The 14,078-nt window shown below is 74.4% G+C and carries 13 protein-coding genes; 5 read left to right on the forward strand and 8 right to left on the reverse strand.

Annotated elements, in window-relative coordinates:
• Positions 1–287 precede the first annotated feature (287 nt).
• Both V6U82_RS22840 and V6U82_RS22845 read left to right on the forward strand, forming a co-directional pair.
• Positions 288–3,104, forward strand: a complete 2,817-nt coding sequence (locus V6U82_RS22840) for an LppU/SCO3897 family protein (protein WP_334464339.1) — start codon at positions 288–290, stop codon at positions 3,102–3,104.
• Positions 3,105–3,223: 119 nt separating this feature from the next.
• Positions 3,224–5,059 carry an NHL domain-containing thioredoxin family protein gene (locus V6U82_RS22845; protein WP_128138761.1) on the forward strand — a complete coding sequence of 612 codons (1,836 nt, stop codon included), beginning with the start codon at positions 3,224–3,226 and terminating at the stop codon, positions 5,057–5,059.
• A 9-nt stretch (positions 5,060–5,068) separates the two neighbouring features.
• On the opposite strand, the gene V6U82_RS22850 is transcribed toward V6U82_RS22845, so the two are convergent.
• From V6U82_RS22850 to V6U82_RS22860, 3 genes are read right to left on the reverse strand one after another with little or no spacing between them, the layout of a single operon-like run.
• Positions 5,069–5,818, reverse strand: a complete 750-nt coding sequence (locus V6U82_RS22850; protein WP_334464342.1) for a LamB/YcsF family protein — start codon at positions 5,816–5,818, stop codon at positions 5,069–5,071.
• The gene (locus tag V6U82_RS22855) at positions 5,802–6,671 is read right to left on the reverse strand and encodes a biotin-dependent carboxyltransferase family protein (RefSeq protein ID WP_334464344.1); all 870 of its coding nucleotides are present in this window, start codon (positions 6,669–6,671) and stop codon (positions 5,802–5,804) included. The genes V6U82_RS22850 and V6U82_RS22855 overlap by 17 nt, the downstream gene beginning before the upstream one ends.
• Positions 6,668–7,282 carry a 5-oxoprolinase subunit B family protein gene (locus V6U82_RS22860; protein WP_334464346.1) on the reverse strand — a complete coding sequence of 205 codons (615 nt, stop codon included), beginning with the start codon at positions 7,280–7,282 and terminating at the stop codon, positions 6,668–6,670. The genes V6U82_RS22855 and V6U82_RS22860 overlap by 4 nt, the downstream gene beginning before the upstream one ends.
• 75 nt (positions 7,283–7,357) lie before the next feature.
• Between V6U82_RS22860 and trhA the strand changes: the two genes are divergently transcribed.
• Positions 7,358–8,035, forward strand: a complete 678-nt coding sequence (gene trhA / locus V6U82_RS22865) for a PAQR family membrane homeostasis protein TrhA (RefSeq protein ID WP_121685723.1) — start codon at positions 7,358–7,360, stop codon at positions 8,033–8,035.
• 63 nt (positions 8,036–8,098) lie between these two features.
• On the opposite strand, the gene V6U82_RS22870 is transcribed toward trhA, so the two are convergent.
• Positions 8,099–8,389 carry a DUF6458 family protein gene (locus V6U82_RS22870; protein ID WP_091413749.1) on the reverse strand — a complete coding sequence of 97 codons (291 nt, stop codon included), beginning with the start codon at positions 8,387–8,389 and terminating at the stop codon, positions 8,099–8,101.
• A 117-nt stretch (positions 8,390–8,506) separates the two neighbouring features.
• On the opposite strand from V6U82_RS22870, the gene V6U82_RS22875 reads away from it, so the two are divergent.
• On the forward strand, positions 8,507–9,043 hold the full coding sequence (locus tag V6U82_RS22875; protein ID WP_334464350.1) for a SixA phosphatase family protein: 537 nt from the start codon (positions 8,507–8,509) through the stop codon (positions 9,041–9,043).
• A 10-nt stretch (positions 9,044–9,053) separates the two neighbouring features.
• On the opposite strand, the gene V6U82_RS22880 is transcribed toward V6U82_RS22875, so the two are convergent.
• A complete protein-coding gene (locus tag V6U82_RS22880) occupies positions 9,054–9,464 on the reverse strand; it encodes a winged helix-turn-helix transcriptional regulator (protein ID WP_334464352.1) in 411 nt (136 codons plus the stop codon).
• A 134-nt stretch (positions 9,465–9,598) separates the two neighbouring features.
• Between V6U82_RS22880 and V6U82_RS22885 the strand changes: the two genes are divergently transcribed.
• Entirely contained in the window at positions 9,599–10,465 is an 867-nt protein-coding gene (locus V6U82_RS22885) for an aldo/keto reductase family oxidoreductase (protein WP_334464354.1), read from the forward strand.
• Positions 10,466–10,474: 9 nt separating this feature from the next.
• On the opposite strand, the gene V6U82_RS22890 is transcribed toward V6U82_RS22885, so the two are convergent.
• The 3 genes from V6U82_RS22890 to V6U82_RS22900 form a co-directional block, all read right to left on the reverse strand.
• Positions 10,475–10,744: a DUF6458 family protein gene (locus V6U82_RS22890; protein ID WP_013283345.1), complete on the reverse strand. Its 270-nt coding sequence runs from the start codon at positions 10,742–10,744 to the stop codon at positions 10,475–10,477.
• Between the two features lie 185 nt (positions 10,745–10,929).
• Positions 10,930–12,786, reverse strand: coding sequence for an acyl-CoA dehydrogenase (locus V6U82_RS22895; protein WP_334464358.1), 1,857 nt, complete (start codon positions 12,784–12,786; stop codon positions 10,930–10,932).
• Between the two features lie 117 nt (positions 12,787–12,903).
• Entirely contained in the window at positions 12,904–14,031 is a 1,128-nt protein-coding gene (locus tag V6U82_RS22900) for a PP2C family protein-serine/threonine phosphatase (protein ID WP_128137471.1), read from the reverse strand.
• Positions 14,032–14,078: the final 47 nt, after the last annotated feature.

Consider the following 14,078-nt stretch of genomic DNA (forward strand, 5'->3'; position numbering starts at 1 on the left):
CGGCGTATCGGCATCGGTCGGCACCGGGATTCCACCTCGCTCCACCGCCCGGTACGGTTGGCACGGTCGCCAACCGGCTGACTCCGGACGGACGCGGGACAACGAAACCCATCGACGTCGTCCGGTGACTTTCGGTGACCGCTGATGCTCCCCCGGGCGGCCCCGGGCGACCACCGGATACGGTGCGGGGAGCCCGCACGGCCGGTACCCGCCGGCGACGCCGGTAGCCATGCCGACGGTCCCCCGACCGGCATCGGCGGCCGACCTGTGATGGAGGAGGCGCACCCATGACGTCCGAGGCTCCGCACCGCCCCGGCCAGGAGCCGGGCGAGGTGTCGCCGGGCACCGGCGGACCGGTGCCGTACGGCGATCAGCCGGCGCAGCAGGACAACGGGTACAACGGCGCACCCGACCTCGGCTGGGCACCGCCCCCGCCGGCCGGTCGGCCCGCGCAGCCGGCCCCGGCCTGGGCCGCGAACGACGACCAGCCGCCCGCATGGGCCCCGCCCGCGGGCCAGCCGGTGACCGGGCGGGCGACCGCCCAGGTCCCGCAGCCCGCCTGGGGCGGCAACGACCAGGGCAGTCCCGCCTGGGCCGGTTCCGGTGGCCCCGCCTGGGGCAACCAGGAGCAGCCCGGCCCGGACCGCGGCGCCGAGCAGGCTCCGCCCGCCTGGGCCGCCACGCCGCCGGGCAGCCCGGCCGAGCCGTCGCAGGCCCCCTGGGCCGCCGAGCAGAACCGTCCCGGATGGAACTCCGGCGAGCAGCAGCAGGGCTGGTCTCCGTCCGGTGACCCGGCCGCCCGCGGCACCGGTTACGTGCCCGCCCCGGCCACCGTGCCGAACGAGACCTGGGTCACGCCCGCCCCCGCGGACGACCCGCACCGCTCCGGCGGCTTCGCGCCCACCGGCGGGCAGCACGACGACGCCTCCGGTCGCGCCGGCGGCTGGGCCGCAGCCCCGCAGCCGGACGACCCGAACCGCTCCGGCGGCTGGACCCCGCGCGACGAGCAGCCCGCCGCGTCCGACGACCCGAACCGATCGGGCGGCTGGAACCCGCGGGAGAGCCAGCCGGCCTGGGCGCCGGGTCAGCAGACCGGCGCCACCTGGCCGCCGGCCGACCCGCCCGCCCGGGCCGCCGCAGCGGTCTCGGTGCCCGGCGCCGCCCGGCCGGACAACGCCTGGTCCACTCCGGAGCAGTCCGATCAGGACAACCGCTCGGCCGAGGACAGCGGTGGCTGGCGGGCGACCGGCGGGCCGCAGCACGACGAGGGACAGCGTTCCGGCGGCTGGCCCGCCCCGCAGGCCGAGAACCGGTCCGGCGGCTGGGACGAGCCGGCCCGCGCCGAGGACCCGGACCGCTCCGGCGGCTGGGCCGCCGGGCGTGCCGCGAACCCGGCCGAGCCGGCACAGCCGGGCGGCTGGGAGCCGAACCAGAGCCGGCAGTCCGGCGGCTGGGGCGACGCTGCCGCCGTACCGCAGCAGCGTGACTCCGGCGAGCAGGCCGGCGCCTGGAGCGGCGCGGCCTCCGTACCGCAGCAGCACGAGCCCGGGCGGCCGTCGGACGAGCCCGCGCAGCCCGCCTGGGGCGCCGCCGCGCCGGCCGAGGCCCGCGCGAGCGTGTCCGTGCCGTCACCCGACGCGCCCGCCGGCTGGGGCGGCAACCAGGACGAACGTGCGCCCGAGCCGTGGTCGCCGGCCGAGGCGTGGGGCCGGTCCGAGGACTCCGCACCGGCCTACCAGCCCGCCCCCGCGCCGGGCATCTCCCCCGGCAACGCCGTGCCGCTTCCGGCGCAGCAGCAGCGGGTGCCGGGCGCCGCGCTCGCCGCCTCGCCGCCCGCCGACCACCCGGGCACCGAACCCCAGGGGTACGAGCCGGAGCGCGGCGACGGCGCCTGGGGCGCGTCCCGTGCCGAGGAGCCGCAGCCGCCTGCCGTTCCCGGACCGCGTACCTCCCCGGAGGGCGGCCCGGTCTCGGCGAGCGCGTCGGTCCCGGTGGCCAGCCGGGTCACCCCGCCGTCCGACCAGCCGCTGCCGACCAGCGGCCCCACCCCGCAGCCCCGGGTGTACGGCCGGCCCGCGCGCCCCGAGCCCGAGGACGCCCCCGAGCAGGACGAGCCCGGGTTCCCCGCCCAGGACGGGCCGCCCGGCAACGGCTTCCCCGGCCCGCAGCCACGGTCCGAGGACGCCGACGGCCCGCACGGGTACGCCGGCGCGCCCTCCTCGCCCGCCGCGCCGCCGTCCTTCCCGGTTGGTGTGCCGTCCTTCGTGGACCCGCCCGGCAACACCCGTCCCGCCAACGGCGTGCACCCGGGCGGCGAGCAGCCCGACGCCGCCCGTGACCCGTTCGGCGGCCAGCAGAGCCCGTACGGCGCTCCCGGCGGCCAGGACCCGTTCGGCGGCCCGGGTGGCCGGCCGGACCCGTTCGGCGCGCCGGGCGGCCAGCCCGAGCCGTTCGGCGGCCCCGGCGGCCAGCAGGACGCGTTCGGCGGCCCGGGCGGGCAGCAGGACGCGTTCGGCGGCCCGGGCGGGCAGCACGCGCCGTTTGGCAGCCCGGCCGACCGGCCGGAGCCGTTCGGCGAGCCGGACCGTTTCGGCCCGTCGGCCGGTGGACGTGCCTCGGTCGCGGTGCCCGGCCAGGGCCCGGCGGGTGGCGCGAACGCCTTCCCGCCGCCGCCCCAGCAGGCCCCGCCGGCCTGGTCGCAGGACGGGCCCGGCGCCGAGCCGGAGCAGGGCCGCTTCGACGCGTTCAAGCCGGATGCCACCGAGTCGCAGACCGAGGCGCCCCCGCCGAAGGTGCGCAACGGCCGGGTGCTCGCCGCCGTGCTGGTCGCGGCGGTGCTCATCCTCGCCGTGCCGCTCGGTCTGCTGACGCTGCTCGGCAAGGTCGGCGACGACAAGCCGACCGGTTTCGACCCGGCGGTCGGCTCCTGCGTGAAGCAGTCCGGCACGAGCGCGGTGGCCGCCGACTGCGGTGAGCCGGGCGCGTTCAGCGTGGTGTCGAAGGTGGACAACAAGGACAAGTGCGCCGATCTGTCGCAGCCCTCGGTGTCGGTCGAGGGCGGCGGGACCACCCGGGTCCTCTGCCTGAAGCCCGCCGGCCAGTAACCGCACGTACGCGGAGCGCCCATCCCCCGCCGGGGTGGGCGCTCCGCGCCGTTCCGGTGTGCGTCTGTTCACCCCGGGATCGCCGGGAGCGCGCCGGGCCGGTGCGGCACGATGGGGGCATGAGCGCACGCGTACGGGCACCGGAACTGCGGGGTCGGGCCTGGCTGAACACCGGCGGCAGGGCCGTCACGCTGGCCGACCTGCGGGGCAAGATCGTTCTGCTCGACTTCTGGACGTTCTGCTGCATCAACTGCCTGCACGTGCTCGACGAGCTGCGTCCGCTCGAGGACAAGTACGGCGACGTCCTGGTCGTGATCGGCGTGCACTCGCCGAAGTTCGAGCACGAGAAGGACCCGGCGGCGCTGGCCGCGGCCGTCGAGCGGTACGGCGTGCACCACCCGGTGCTCGACGACGCCGAGATGGACATGTGGCAGCAGTACGCGGCCAAGGCGTGGCCGACGCTGGCCGTGGTGGACCCCGAGGGGTACGTGGTCGCCACCATGGCCGGCGAGGGGCACGCCGAGGGTCTGGCCCGGCTGATCGACGAGCTGGTCGCCACCCACGAGGCGAAGGGCACGCTGCACCGGGGCGAGGGCCCGTACGTGCCGCCGGCCGAGCCGGACACCGTCCTGCGGTTCCCCGGCAAGGCGCTGCCGCTCGACGGCGGGAACCTGCTGGTCAGCGACTCGGCCCGGCACTCCCTGGTCGAGCTGGCCGCCGACGGGGAGACGGTGGTCCGCCGCATCGGCGCCGGTTCCCGGGGGCGTACGGACGGCCCGGCCTCCGCCGCCACGTTCGCCGAGCCGCAGGGCCTCTGCCTGCTGCCGCCGCACGTGGCCGAGGTGGCCGGTTACGACGTGGTGGTCGCGGACACGGTGAACCACCTGCTGCGCGGCGTACGGCTGTCCTCCGGCGAGGTGGTCACGGTGGCCGGCACCGGGCGGCAGTGGCGCTCGACCGTCGACGACCACGCGCACGACGCCCGCGCTGTCGACCTGTCCTCCCCCTGGGACGTGGCCTGGTACGACGACCGGGTGGTCGTGGCGATGGCCGGCATCCACCAGCTCTGGTGGTTCGACCCGATCAAGCGGACCACCGGCATGTACGCCGGGACCACTGTCGAGGCGCTGCGCGACGGTCCGCTGCCGGACGTGTGGATGGCCCAGCCGTCCGGGTTGTCCGTGTCGGCCGACGGCGCCCGGCTCTGGGTGGCCGACAGCGAGACCAGCGCGATCCGCTGGGTCTCCGGCGGCGTGATGCACACCGCCGTCGGTCAGGGCCTGTTCGACTTCGGGCACGTGGACGGCCCGGCCGACCAGGCGTTGCTCCAGCACCCGCTGGGTGTGTGCGCGCTGCCCGACGGCTCGGTGCTGATCGCCGACACGTACAACGGTGCGGTGCGCCGCTTCGACCCGGAGACCGGGCAGGTGGGCACCGTGGCGGACGGGCTGGCCGAGCCGAGCGACCTGGTGCTCACCGCCGACGGCGACGTCCTGGTGGTCGAGTCGGCCGCGCACCGGCTGACCCGGCTGGCGCCGGGCGCGCTGACGTCGGCCGGGGCCGACACGGTGGACGGCCCCCGGCACCGGCTGGAGCGCAAGCCGACCGACGTGGCGGCCGGTGAGCTGACGCTCGACGTGATCTTCACGCCGGCGCCGGGGCAGAAGCTCGACGAGACGTACGGGCCGTCGACCCGGCTCGTGGTCTCGGCGTCCCCGCCGGAGCTGCTGGTCGAGGGCGCGGGCACGACCACCGACCTGTCCCGCAGGCTGGTGGTCAGTGGCGACGTGGCGCAGGGGGTGCTCCAGGTGACCGCTCAGGCGGCGACCTGCGACGCCGATGTGGAGCACGCTGCCTGCCACCTGACCCGGCAGGACTGGGGCGTGCCGGTGCGGGTGGTCAACGGCGGCGCGACCCGCGTGCCGCTGGTCCTGCGCGGCATGGACGAGGCCTGACCGTCCCGGTCAGGCGAACGGGGTGGGGGTCACCCCGGCGTCGATGAGCGCTGCGCGGACCAGCTCCGCGCAGCGCACCGCGCCGGGGGTGTCGCCGTGCAGGCAGATCGACTCGACCGGGGCGGGGACGACCGTCCCGTCCACGGCGACCAGCGCGCGCTCGACGGCCATCCGGACCGCCCGGACGGCCACCTGCTCCGGGTCGGTCACCAGCGCGTCCGGTGAGCTGCGCGGCACCAGCGTGCCGTTGGGGAGGTAGTTGCGGTCGGCGAAGCCCTCGGCCACCACCCGCAGGCCGGCGCCGGCCGCGAGCTGGGCCAGTACGGTGCCGGGCTGGCAGAGCACCGGCAGCTCGTGGTCGTACCCGCTGATCGCCGCCACCAGCGCGGCGGCCTGCGACTCGTCGCGGGCCGCGGCGTGGTAGAGCGCGCCGTGCGGTTTGAGGTAGCGGACCCGGGTGCGGTACAGCCGGCAGAAGGCGTCGAGCGCCCCGAGCTGGTAGATCGTCTCGTCGCGCAGCTCGGCGAAGTCGTACGCGATGTGCCGCCGGCCGAAGCCGGCGAGGTCGCGGTAGCCGACCTGCGCGCCCACCGCGACGCCGCGTTCGGCGGCGCCGGCGCAGACCCGGTGCATGGTGGCCGCGTCACCGGCGTGGAAGCCGCAGGCGACGTTCGCGGAGCTGATCAGGTCGAGCAGCGCGTGGTCGTCGCCCAGCCGCCAGCTTCCGAATCCCTCGCCCAGGTCAGCGTTGAGGTCCATGGAACGTCACCGTAGTGCCTGGCCGGGCCTGGGCGAGCGGGGTCACGTCGTCCACCACTCCGATGACCGGGTACCCGCCGGTGGTGGGGTGGTCGGCCAGGAAGACGAGCGGCCGGCCGTCCGGCGGCACCTGCACCGCGCCGAGCACCAGGCCCTCGCTGGGCAGTTCGCCGGCGACCGCGCGGGTCAGGGCCGCGCCGGCCAGCCGCGCGCCGACCCGGTTGCTGTCCGGGCTCACCGTGTACGCGCCGCGGCACAGCACGTCCAGCGCCCCGGGGGTGAACCAGTCGTGCCGTGGGCCGGGGCGCACGGTGAGCCGCAGTTCGTCCGGGAGCGGCCCGGTGACGGCGAAATCGACCGGGGCGGGTGGACCGGCCGGGGTGCCGAGGGGCAGCCGGTCCCCGTCGCGCAGCGGCGGCGGTCCGAGGCCGGAGAGCGTGTCGGTGGCGCGGCTGCCGAGCACCGGTTCGACAGCGATCCCGCCGCTGACCGCCAGCCAGGTGCGCACCCCGGCGCGGGCCGGTCCGACGCGCAGCACCGCCCCGGCGGGCAGGGCGAGTGGCCGTCCGACGTCCCCCGGGCGTCGCTGTGCGGCCCCGGCCCGCCACTCGACGGCCACGTCGGCCGGGGCGCCGGTGAGGGCCACGGCCACCGCCCGGGTGACGCGCAGCGCGCAGCCGGTCAGGGTGATCTCCAGCCCGGCGGCGTGCTCGTCGTTGCCGACGAGCCGGTTGGCCAGGCGCAGGGCGGCCGGGTCGAGCGCGCCGGAGCGGGGTACGCCGAGGTGCGCCCACCCGGACCGGCCCTGGTCCTGAACGGTGGTGAGCGCCCCGGCCCGCAGCACGTCGATCACGGCGCGTCGACCAGCCGGACGCGGGTGCCGGGGGTGAGCCGGGCCGGCGGGTCGGCGTGCACGTCGAACAACGGCAGGTCGGTGCGGCCGACGAGCAGCCAGCCGCCCGGTGACGCGGCGGGGTAGATGCCCGCGTACGGGCCGGCGAGCGCGACCGAGCCGGCCGGTACCCGGGTACGCGGCGTGGCGAGCCGGGGCACGGCCAGCTCGGGCGGCAGCCCGGTCAGGTACGCGAACCCGGGCGCGAACCCGCAGAACGCCACCCGGAACTCGGTACGCCGCAGCCGGTCGACGACGGCGGGGACGTCCTCGTGCCAGTGGTCCGCGACCTGCGGCAGGTCTTCGCCGTCGTACACGACCGGCACCCGGACCTCGGCGGTGGCCGCGCCGGAGACGGCGGTCCGGGGACGCCAGCCGGCGATCCGCGCGGCGGCCGCCTCCGGGTCCGGTACGCCGTCGAGCAGCACGGTGACCGCGCCGGGGACGATCTCGGTGGCGGTCAGCTCACCGGCCTCGCGCCGGTGCCACAGCTCGGCCCGCCACGCCTGTGCCTGCTCCGGGTCGTCGCAGTCGAGCAGCAGGGCGTACGCGCCGACCGACCGGATCCGCATCCGGTCATCCTCCCGCCGGCTGACGTGACGGTCCACACTACTTGCAAGTAACCTACGCCGTCGTAACCTATTGAGGTGACGACCTCCGCACCGTTCCGGCTCCGGCCGGCCGACATCGGGAAGCCGCGTATGCGCGGCTGGCTGCACGCGTACGCGTTCTTCGCCGCTCTCGTCTGCGGCATCGTGCTGTGTTCGATCGCCGCCGGCCGTCCCGGCTGGGCACCGCTGGTGAGCTGCCTGATCTACAGCTTCACCGTGTGCGGGCTGTTCGGCACCAGCGCGCTCTACCACCGGCGGGTCTGGTCCGAACGCGGCTACCAGATCATGCGCCGGATGGACCACTCGATGATCTTCGTGTTCATCGCCGGCACCTACACACCGTTCTGCGCGCTGCTGCTGGACAACCGGCAGGCCACGATCATGCTGAGCCTGGTCTGGGGCGGCGCGATCGCGGGCGTGGCGGTGAAGCTGATCTGGCCGCACGCGCCGCGCTGGGTCTCCGCCCCGCTCTACCTGGCGCTCGGCTGGGTGGCGGTGGCCATGCTGCCGCAGATCCTGCACGCCGGTGGCGTCACCGCGCTGGTGCTGCTGAGCGTGGGCGGCGCGATCTACAGCGTGGGCGCGGTGTTCTACGCGCTGCGCCGGCCGAACCCGTGGCCCACCGTCTTCGGGCACCACGAGTTCTTCCACGCCTGCACGCTCGTCGCCGCGATCTGCCACCACATCGCGATCTACTTCGCGTTGTTCGCCTGAGCCGGGCGGACCCGGACATGCGCGAGGGCCCCGCGCCGTTGCGGGGCCCTCGGGTTCGGGAGGTCAGGCCGGGTAGCCCGAGCCCGGACGGCGTACCTCGCGGTACTCCTCGCGCACGACGCGGTCGTCGCGCACCGGCACCACCGGCTCGGCGACCACCTGCTCGCGTACCGGGGCGGCCACCACCCGGCGGCGGCTGTTCCAGAAGTAGAGCGTGGTGAGCAGGCCGGCGACGCCGGCGAGCATGAGCACCCAGCCCACCACGTTGAGGTTCAGCCATCCCAGGTTGGCGTCGACGGCGAACGCGAAGATCGCGCCGAGCGCGATGAGGAAGATGCTGGCACCGATGCCCATGACGTCGCCTCCTTGGCGTCCTGCTGGCGTTTCCTGCCCGCCGCGGCCATGGATGAGGTAGCGGCACACATCGACATACCCAGGCGCTTTGATCGTCAATCAGGCAAGCTGGGCGGTATGACGGACGGCAGGAACGGGCAGCGGACGCTGGTGCTGCTGCGGCACGCCAAGGCCGAGCAGTCCGCGGACGGCCCGGACGCGGAGCGGTCGCTCACCGTGCGGGGTCACGCCGACGCGGCGGCGGCCGGTGCCTGGCTGGCCCGGCAGGGGCTGCTTCCCGACGTGGTGCTCTGCTCGCCGGCCCGGCGCACCCGGCAGACCTGGCACGACGCGGCGATGGGCATGACCGGCTCACCGCCGGAGGGCGGCCCGGCCGGTCCGGTCCCGGCGGTGCGGTACGAGGCGACCGCGTACGACGCGCACCCGGACCAGTTGCTGGACCTGCTGCGGACGGTCGAGCCGGCCGCCGACACCGTGCTGCTCGTGGCGCACAATCCGGGTGTCTCGCTGCTCTCGGCCCTGCTCGACCCGCAGCGGGCCGACCCGGACGGGCTGCGTACCACCGATCTCGTGGTGCACCGGCCGACGACCCGGTGGGCCGACCTGGCCCCGGGCGGAGCGCCGCTCACCGCGCGCCACACCGCCCGCGCCTGACCGGTACGGCTCAGCCGACCCGGCTGTCGTAGGCGGCCCGGTTGGTGAGCACGTCGTCCATGTGCGTCTCCGCCCAGACCTTCAGGCCCTGGATCGTCTTGAGCAGCGAGAGCCCGAGTGCGGTCAGCTCGTAGGTGACCGTGACCGGCACTGTCGGCTCCACGGTGCGGGTGACCAGGCCGTCGCGTTCCAGGGCGCGCAGCGTCTGGGTGAGCATCTTCTGGCTGACGCCGGCGAGCGTGCGGGACAGCTCCGAGTAGCGCATCGGGTGCGGGACACCGGCGCAGTCGGCCCCGAACCGGTGGGAGCCGTCGCTGCGCAACGCGGCCAGCACCAGGGTGACCCACTTGTCGGCGATCCGGTCGAGCAGTTGCCGGCTGGGGCACTGGGCCAGGAACGCGTCGTACTCCGCCTTGCTCATCCCCTGCTGCTCCTGTCGCCCGGTGAGCTACACACTTTCAGGTGCCTACTTCCCAGAAGAAAGTTACACCCCGATAGTGGAGTCCGGCGCCGCGACCCGGCGGCGCCGGACGACGAGAGCCAAGAGGTACACGCATGGCCCGCACCACACTTCCCGGCGGCACCTGGACGCTGGGCGACCTGACCGTCACCCGGTTCGGCTACGGCGCGATGCAGCTCGCCGGCCCCGGGGTCATGGGACCACCGGCCGACCACGAGGGCGCCCTCGCGGTGCTGCGCGAGGCGGTCCCGCTCGGCATCACCCACATCGACACCAGCGCGGCGTACGGGCCGTTCGTCACCAACCGGCTGATCCGGGAGGCGCTGCACCCGTACCCGGACTCGCTGCACGTCGTCACCAAGGTCGGCGCGGACCGGGACGAGCAGGGCGGCTGGCCCACGGCCCGGGATCCGGAGAGCCTGCGCCGGCAGGTCCGGGAGAACCTGGAGACGCTGGGCGTGGACGCGCTCGGCCTGGTCAACCTGCGGCTGGGCGACGCCACGGGCCCGCAGCCCGGGTCGCTCGCCGAGGCGCTGGAGACGCTCGCCGCGCTCCAGCAGGAGGGCCTGATCCGCCACCTGGGCCTGAGCAACGTGACGCCGGAACAGGTCGCCGAGGCGCGGTCGATCGCGCCGATCGTCTGCGTACAGAACCGCTACAACCTGGCCCACCGCGGCGACGACGACCTGATCGACGAGCTGGCCCGGCAGGGTGTCGCCTACGTGCCGTTCTTCCCGCTCGGCGGCTTCACCCCGTTGCAGTCCTCGGCACTGTCGGCGGTGGCCGAACGCCTGGGGGCGACGCCGATGGGCGTCGCCCTGGCCTGGCTGCTGCGGCGCTCGCCGAACATCCTGCTGATCCCCGGCACCAAGTCCGTCGCGCACCTGCGCGAGAACGTGGCCGGCGCCGGCCTGGCCCTCTCCGGCGACGACCTCGCCGAACTGGACCGGATCGGCCGCTGAGACGCGGCGTCAGGACGGCGGGGCCGTCGGCGGCGGCGGGTCGGGCGGCGGCGGCATCATCGCGGTCGGATGCGAGAGCCGGTTCTCCTCCACGATGAGCGTGCGGGCCCGCTTGCGGCGGTCCTGCCAGAACCACAGCGTGGTGAGCAGGACGCCCAGCCCGGCCAGGATGAACACCCAGCCGACCGCGCGCAGGTCGATCCACCAGACGTTGGCCCGGATGGCGAAGGTCATGATCGCGCCGAGCGCGATGAGAAAGATGGCGCTACCAATGCCCATGTGCGCTGCACTCCCCCGTGCGATGGCCTTGGGCGTGCTCCGGTCGTGGTCCGCGACGGTTACCCGCCACCGGGCCGCCTATCCACCCCGGGCACACGCACGACGACGGCCGGCGGGCTGGTGCCCGCCGGCCGTCGTCATGAGGGGGAGAGTGACGTCTCAGGGGTGAAAGCCCCCGGAAGGGCTCAGAAGGCCTCCTCCGGGAGGTCCATGATCTCCAGGTCGGTGCCCTCGATGATCCGGCGGTCGGCGCCGATGCGGGGCAGAACCTCGCGGGCGAAGAACCGGGCCGCGGCGACCTTGCCGGTGTAGAAGGACTTGTCGGCGGCGGAGACCTCGCCGGCCAGCGCCTTCAGCGCCACGTCCGCCTGCTTCTGCAGCAGCCAGCCGACCACCAGGTCACCGATCGCCAGCAGGAACCGGCGGCTGCTCAGGCCGACCTTGTAGAGCGCGCGGGTGTCGCCGGCCTGGGCCTCGCCCAGCCATCCGGTCATCACGCCGAGGATGTTCTGGATCTCGGCGAGCGCCTTGCCGAGCGCCTGACGCTCCTCCTTGAGCTGGCCGTTGCCGGCCTCGGAGGCGATGTGCTCCTGGATCTCGGCGGCGACCGCCATCAGGGCCTTGCCGTTGTCCCGGACGATCTTCCGGAAGATCAGGTCGAGGCTCTGGATCGCGGTGGTGCCCTCGTACAGGGTGTCGATCTTGGCGTCCCGGACGTACTGCTCCAGCGGGTAGTCCTGGAGGAAGCCGGAACCGCCGTAGGTCTGGAGCGCCTCGTGACCGAGCAGCTCGTACGCCCGCTCCGAACCGACGCCCTTGACCAGCGGCAGGAGCAGGTCGTTGACCCGCTTCGCCAGCTTGGTGGCCTTCTCGTCACCGGCCGCCTCGGCGATCGCGACCTTGTCCTGCCAGCTCGCGGTGTAGCAGACGAGCGCGCGCAGGCCCTCGGCGTACGACTTCTGCAGCAGCAGCGAGCGGCGCACGTCCGGGTGGTGGGTGATGGTCACCCGCGGGGCGGTCTTGTCGGCCATCTGGGTGAGGTCGGCGCCCTGCACCCGGTTCTTGGCGTACTCCAGCGCGTTGAGGTAGCCGGTGGAGAGCGTGGCGATCGCCTTGGTGCCGACCATCATCCGGGCGTACTCGATGATCATGAACATCTGGCGGATGCCGTCGTGCTTCTCGCCCAGCAGCCAGCCCTTGGCCGGTACGCCGTGCTCGCCGAAGGTCACCTCGCAGGTGTTCGAGACCTTCAGGCCCATCTTGTGCTCGACGTTGGTGGCGTAGACGCCGTTGCGCTCGCCCAGCTCGCCGGTCTCGGCGTCGAAGTGGTACTTCGGCACGACGAACAACGACAGGCCCTTGGTGCCCGGGCCGCCGACGCCCTCGACGCCGACCGGACGGGCCAGCACGTAGTGGACGATGTTGTCGCTCAGGTCGTGCTCACCGGAGGTGATGAAGCGCTTCACGCCCTCGATGTGCCAGGAGCCGTCCGGCTGCTGGATCGCACGGGTACGGCCGGCGCCCACGTCGGAGCCGGCGTCCGGCTCGGTGAGGACCATGGTCGAGCCCCACTGCTTGTCGATGAACAGCCGGGCCCACTTCTTCTGCTCCTCGGTGCCCTCGACGTGCAGCACGTGGGCGAAGGACGGGCCGGAGGCGTACATCCAGACCGGGGCGTTGGCGCCGAGCACCAGCTCGGCGAGCGACCACCAGAGGGCGCGCGGGGCGTTGGTGCCGCCCAGAGCCTCCGGCAGGTCCAGGCGCCAGAACTCGGAGTCCATGAACGCCTTGTACGACTTCTTGAACGACTCCGGCAGCGGCGCGGTGTGCGTCGCCGGGTCGAAGACCGGCGGGTTGCGGTCGCTGTCCGAGTAGCTGGCGGCCAGGTCCTCGCGGGCGAGGCGGTCGACCTCGGAGAGGAAGCTGCGGGCGGTGTCGACGTCCAGGTCCGTGTACGGCGCCTGGCCGAACGTCCGGTCCGCCCCGAAGACCTCGAACAGGTTGAACTCGAGGTCCCGCACGTTGCTCTTGTAGTGGGTCATGCTCGCTGGCCCCGCTTCCCGGACAGGTGTTACCGATCAGTAACTCCAGACTGTATTACTCACCGGTAGGCAACGACAAGCCGATCTCGGAAGTGACAGCGATTACACACTTCCCGTTCACCCGTCGGCGGCGCCGACCTCCCAGCTCGGGACCGGGGAGGCGGTGGTGCTGCGCGGGCCGACGTACTCCATCAGGACCAGCGCGATGTCGTCGTCGAGCCGGCCGTGCACCCACTCGACCAGGGCGGTCTCCAGCGAGGCCAGCCCGTCCCCGACGGTGCCGTGGCCGAGCAGCCGCCAGGCCCGGTCGGCGGTGGGGAAGAACTCGCCGTCCCGGCGCGCCTCGCCCAGCCCGTCGGTGAACAGCAGCAGCCGGTCGCCCGGTTCCAGCCGCTCCACCCGGGGCCGCACCACGGGCATGAAGCCGAGTGGTGGCGCGGGCGCGGGCGGCTCCAGCGGGATCACCGCGCCCCGGCGCAGCAGCAGCGGTGACGGGTGCCCGCAGTTGACGATGGTGAGCGTGCCGCCGCGCTCCTCGACCAGGGCCGCGGTGACGAAGTCCTCGTCACCGACGTTGCGGGCCACCGCGCGGTCCAGGTCGGTCACCACCGCGCGCAGGTCGGCCCGCTCGTACGCGACGTGCCGGTAGGAGCCGAGCACGATGCTGGCCAGGCGGACCGCGTCCAGCCCCTTGCCCCGCACGTCCCCGATGATCATGCGCACGCCGTACGGGGTGTCCATCACCTCGTACAGGTCGCCGCCGATCTCGGCAGTGGCGGTGGAGGAGATGTAGCGGGCGGCCACCGCGAGCGTGCCGACCTGGGGGCCGAGCGGTCGCAGCACCGCCTGCTGGGCGACCGAGGCGAGCCGGGACAGCTCCGCGATCCGGTCCGCCTGACGCTGGCGTATCGCCGCCGTGGCGGCCGCGATCGCGGTGGCCGCCCCGACAGCCGTCACGTTGACCACAGTCACCAGCGGGCTACCCCGTTCGGCGACCGCGAAGCCGATCCCGATGGCGGTGGCCAGGCCGCCGACCGCGAGCACCACCCGCCACGACGCCAGCGCCGCCGCGAGGAACGGCGCGACGACCATCAGCGCGAGGTAGTGCGCAGGTCGGCCGTCCGCCAGCTCCACCGCGACCACGATCGCGAGCAGCGCGAGGGCCGCGCCGAGGCCGGCGCGGGATCCGGGACTCAGCGGGCCTCGGCCCGGCTGGAAGGATTGCGTGCGTACATCGGACAGCATGCCTGATGGACGTGAACGGGAGAATGAACCTGGCCCGTCGGTCGTGG

The sequence above is a fragment of the Micromonospora sp. CPCC 205554 genome (assembly GCF_036902745.1).
Taxonomy (GTDB): Bacteria; Actinomycetota; Actinomycetes; order Mycobacteriales; family Micromonosporaceae; genus Micromonospora; species Micromonospora tulbaghiae.

What these genes read in the sequence shown, in the direction of transcription:
- V6U82_RS22885 (WP_334464354.1), top strand. Translation starts at nt 9,599, where the DNA reads ATGGCCCGCACCACACTTCCCGGCGGCACCTGGACGCTGGGCGACCTG.
- V6U82_RS22880 (WP_334464352.1), bottom strand. Translation starts at nt 9,464, where the DNA reads ATGAGCAAGGCGGAGTACGACGCGTTCCTGGCCCAGTGCCCCAGCCGG.
- V6U82_RS22890 (WP_013283345.1), bottom strand. Translation starts at nt 10,744, where the DNA reads ATGGGCATTGGTAGCGCCATCTTTCTCATCGCGCTCGGCGCGATCATG.
- V6U82_RS22870 (WP_091413749.1), bottom strand. Translation starts at nt 8,389, where the DNA reads ATGGGCATCGGTGCCAGCATCTTCCTCATCGCGCTCGGCGCGATCTTC.
- V6U82_RS22900 (WP_128137471.1), bottom strand. Translation starts at nt 14,031, where the DNA reads ATGCTGTCCGATGTACGCACGCAATCCTTCCAGCCGGGCCGAGGCCCG.
- V6U82_RS22875 (WP_334464350.1), top strand. Translation starts at nt 8,507, where the DNA reads ATGACGGACGGCAGGAACGGGCAGCGGACGCTGGTGCTGCTGCGGCAC.
- V6U82_RS22895 (WP_334464358.1), bottom strand. Translation starts at nt 12,786, where the DNA reads ATGACCCACTACAAGAGCAACGTGCGGGACCTCGAGTTCAACCTGTTC.
- V6U82_RS22845 (WP_128138761.1), top strand. Translation starts at nt 3,224, where the DNA reads ATGAGCGCACGCGTACGGGCACCGGAACTGCGGGGTCGGGCCTGGCTG.
- V6U82_RS22860 (WP_334464346.1), bottom strand. Translation starts at nt 7,282, where the DNA reads ATGCGGATCCGGTCGGTCGGCGCGTACGCCCTGCTGCTCGACTGCGAC.
- V6U82_RS22840 (WP_334464339.1), top strand. Translation starts at nt 288, where the DNA reads ATGACGTCCGAGGCTCCGCACCGCCCCGGCCAGGAGCCGGGCGAGGTG.
- V6U82_RS22850 (WP_334464342.1), bottom strand. Translation starts at nt 5,818, where the DNA reads ATGGACCTCAACGCTGACCTGGGCGAGGGATTCGGAAGCTGGCGGCTG.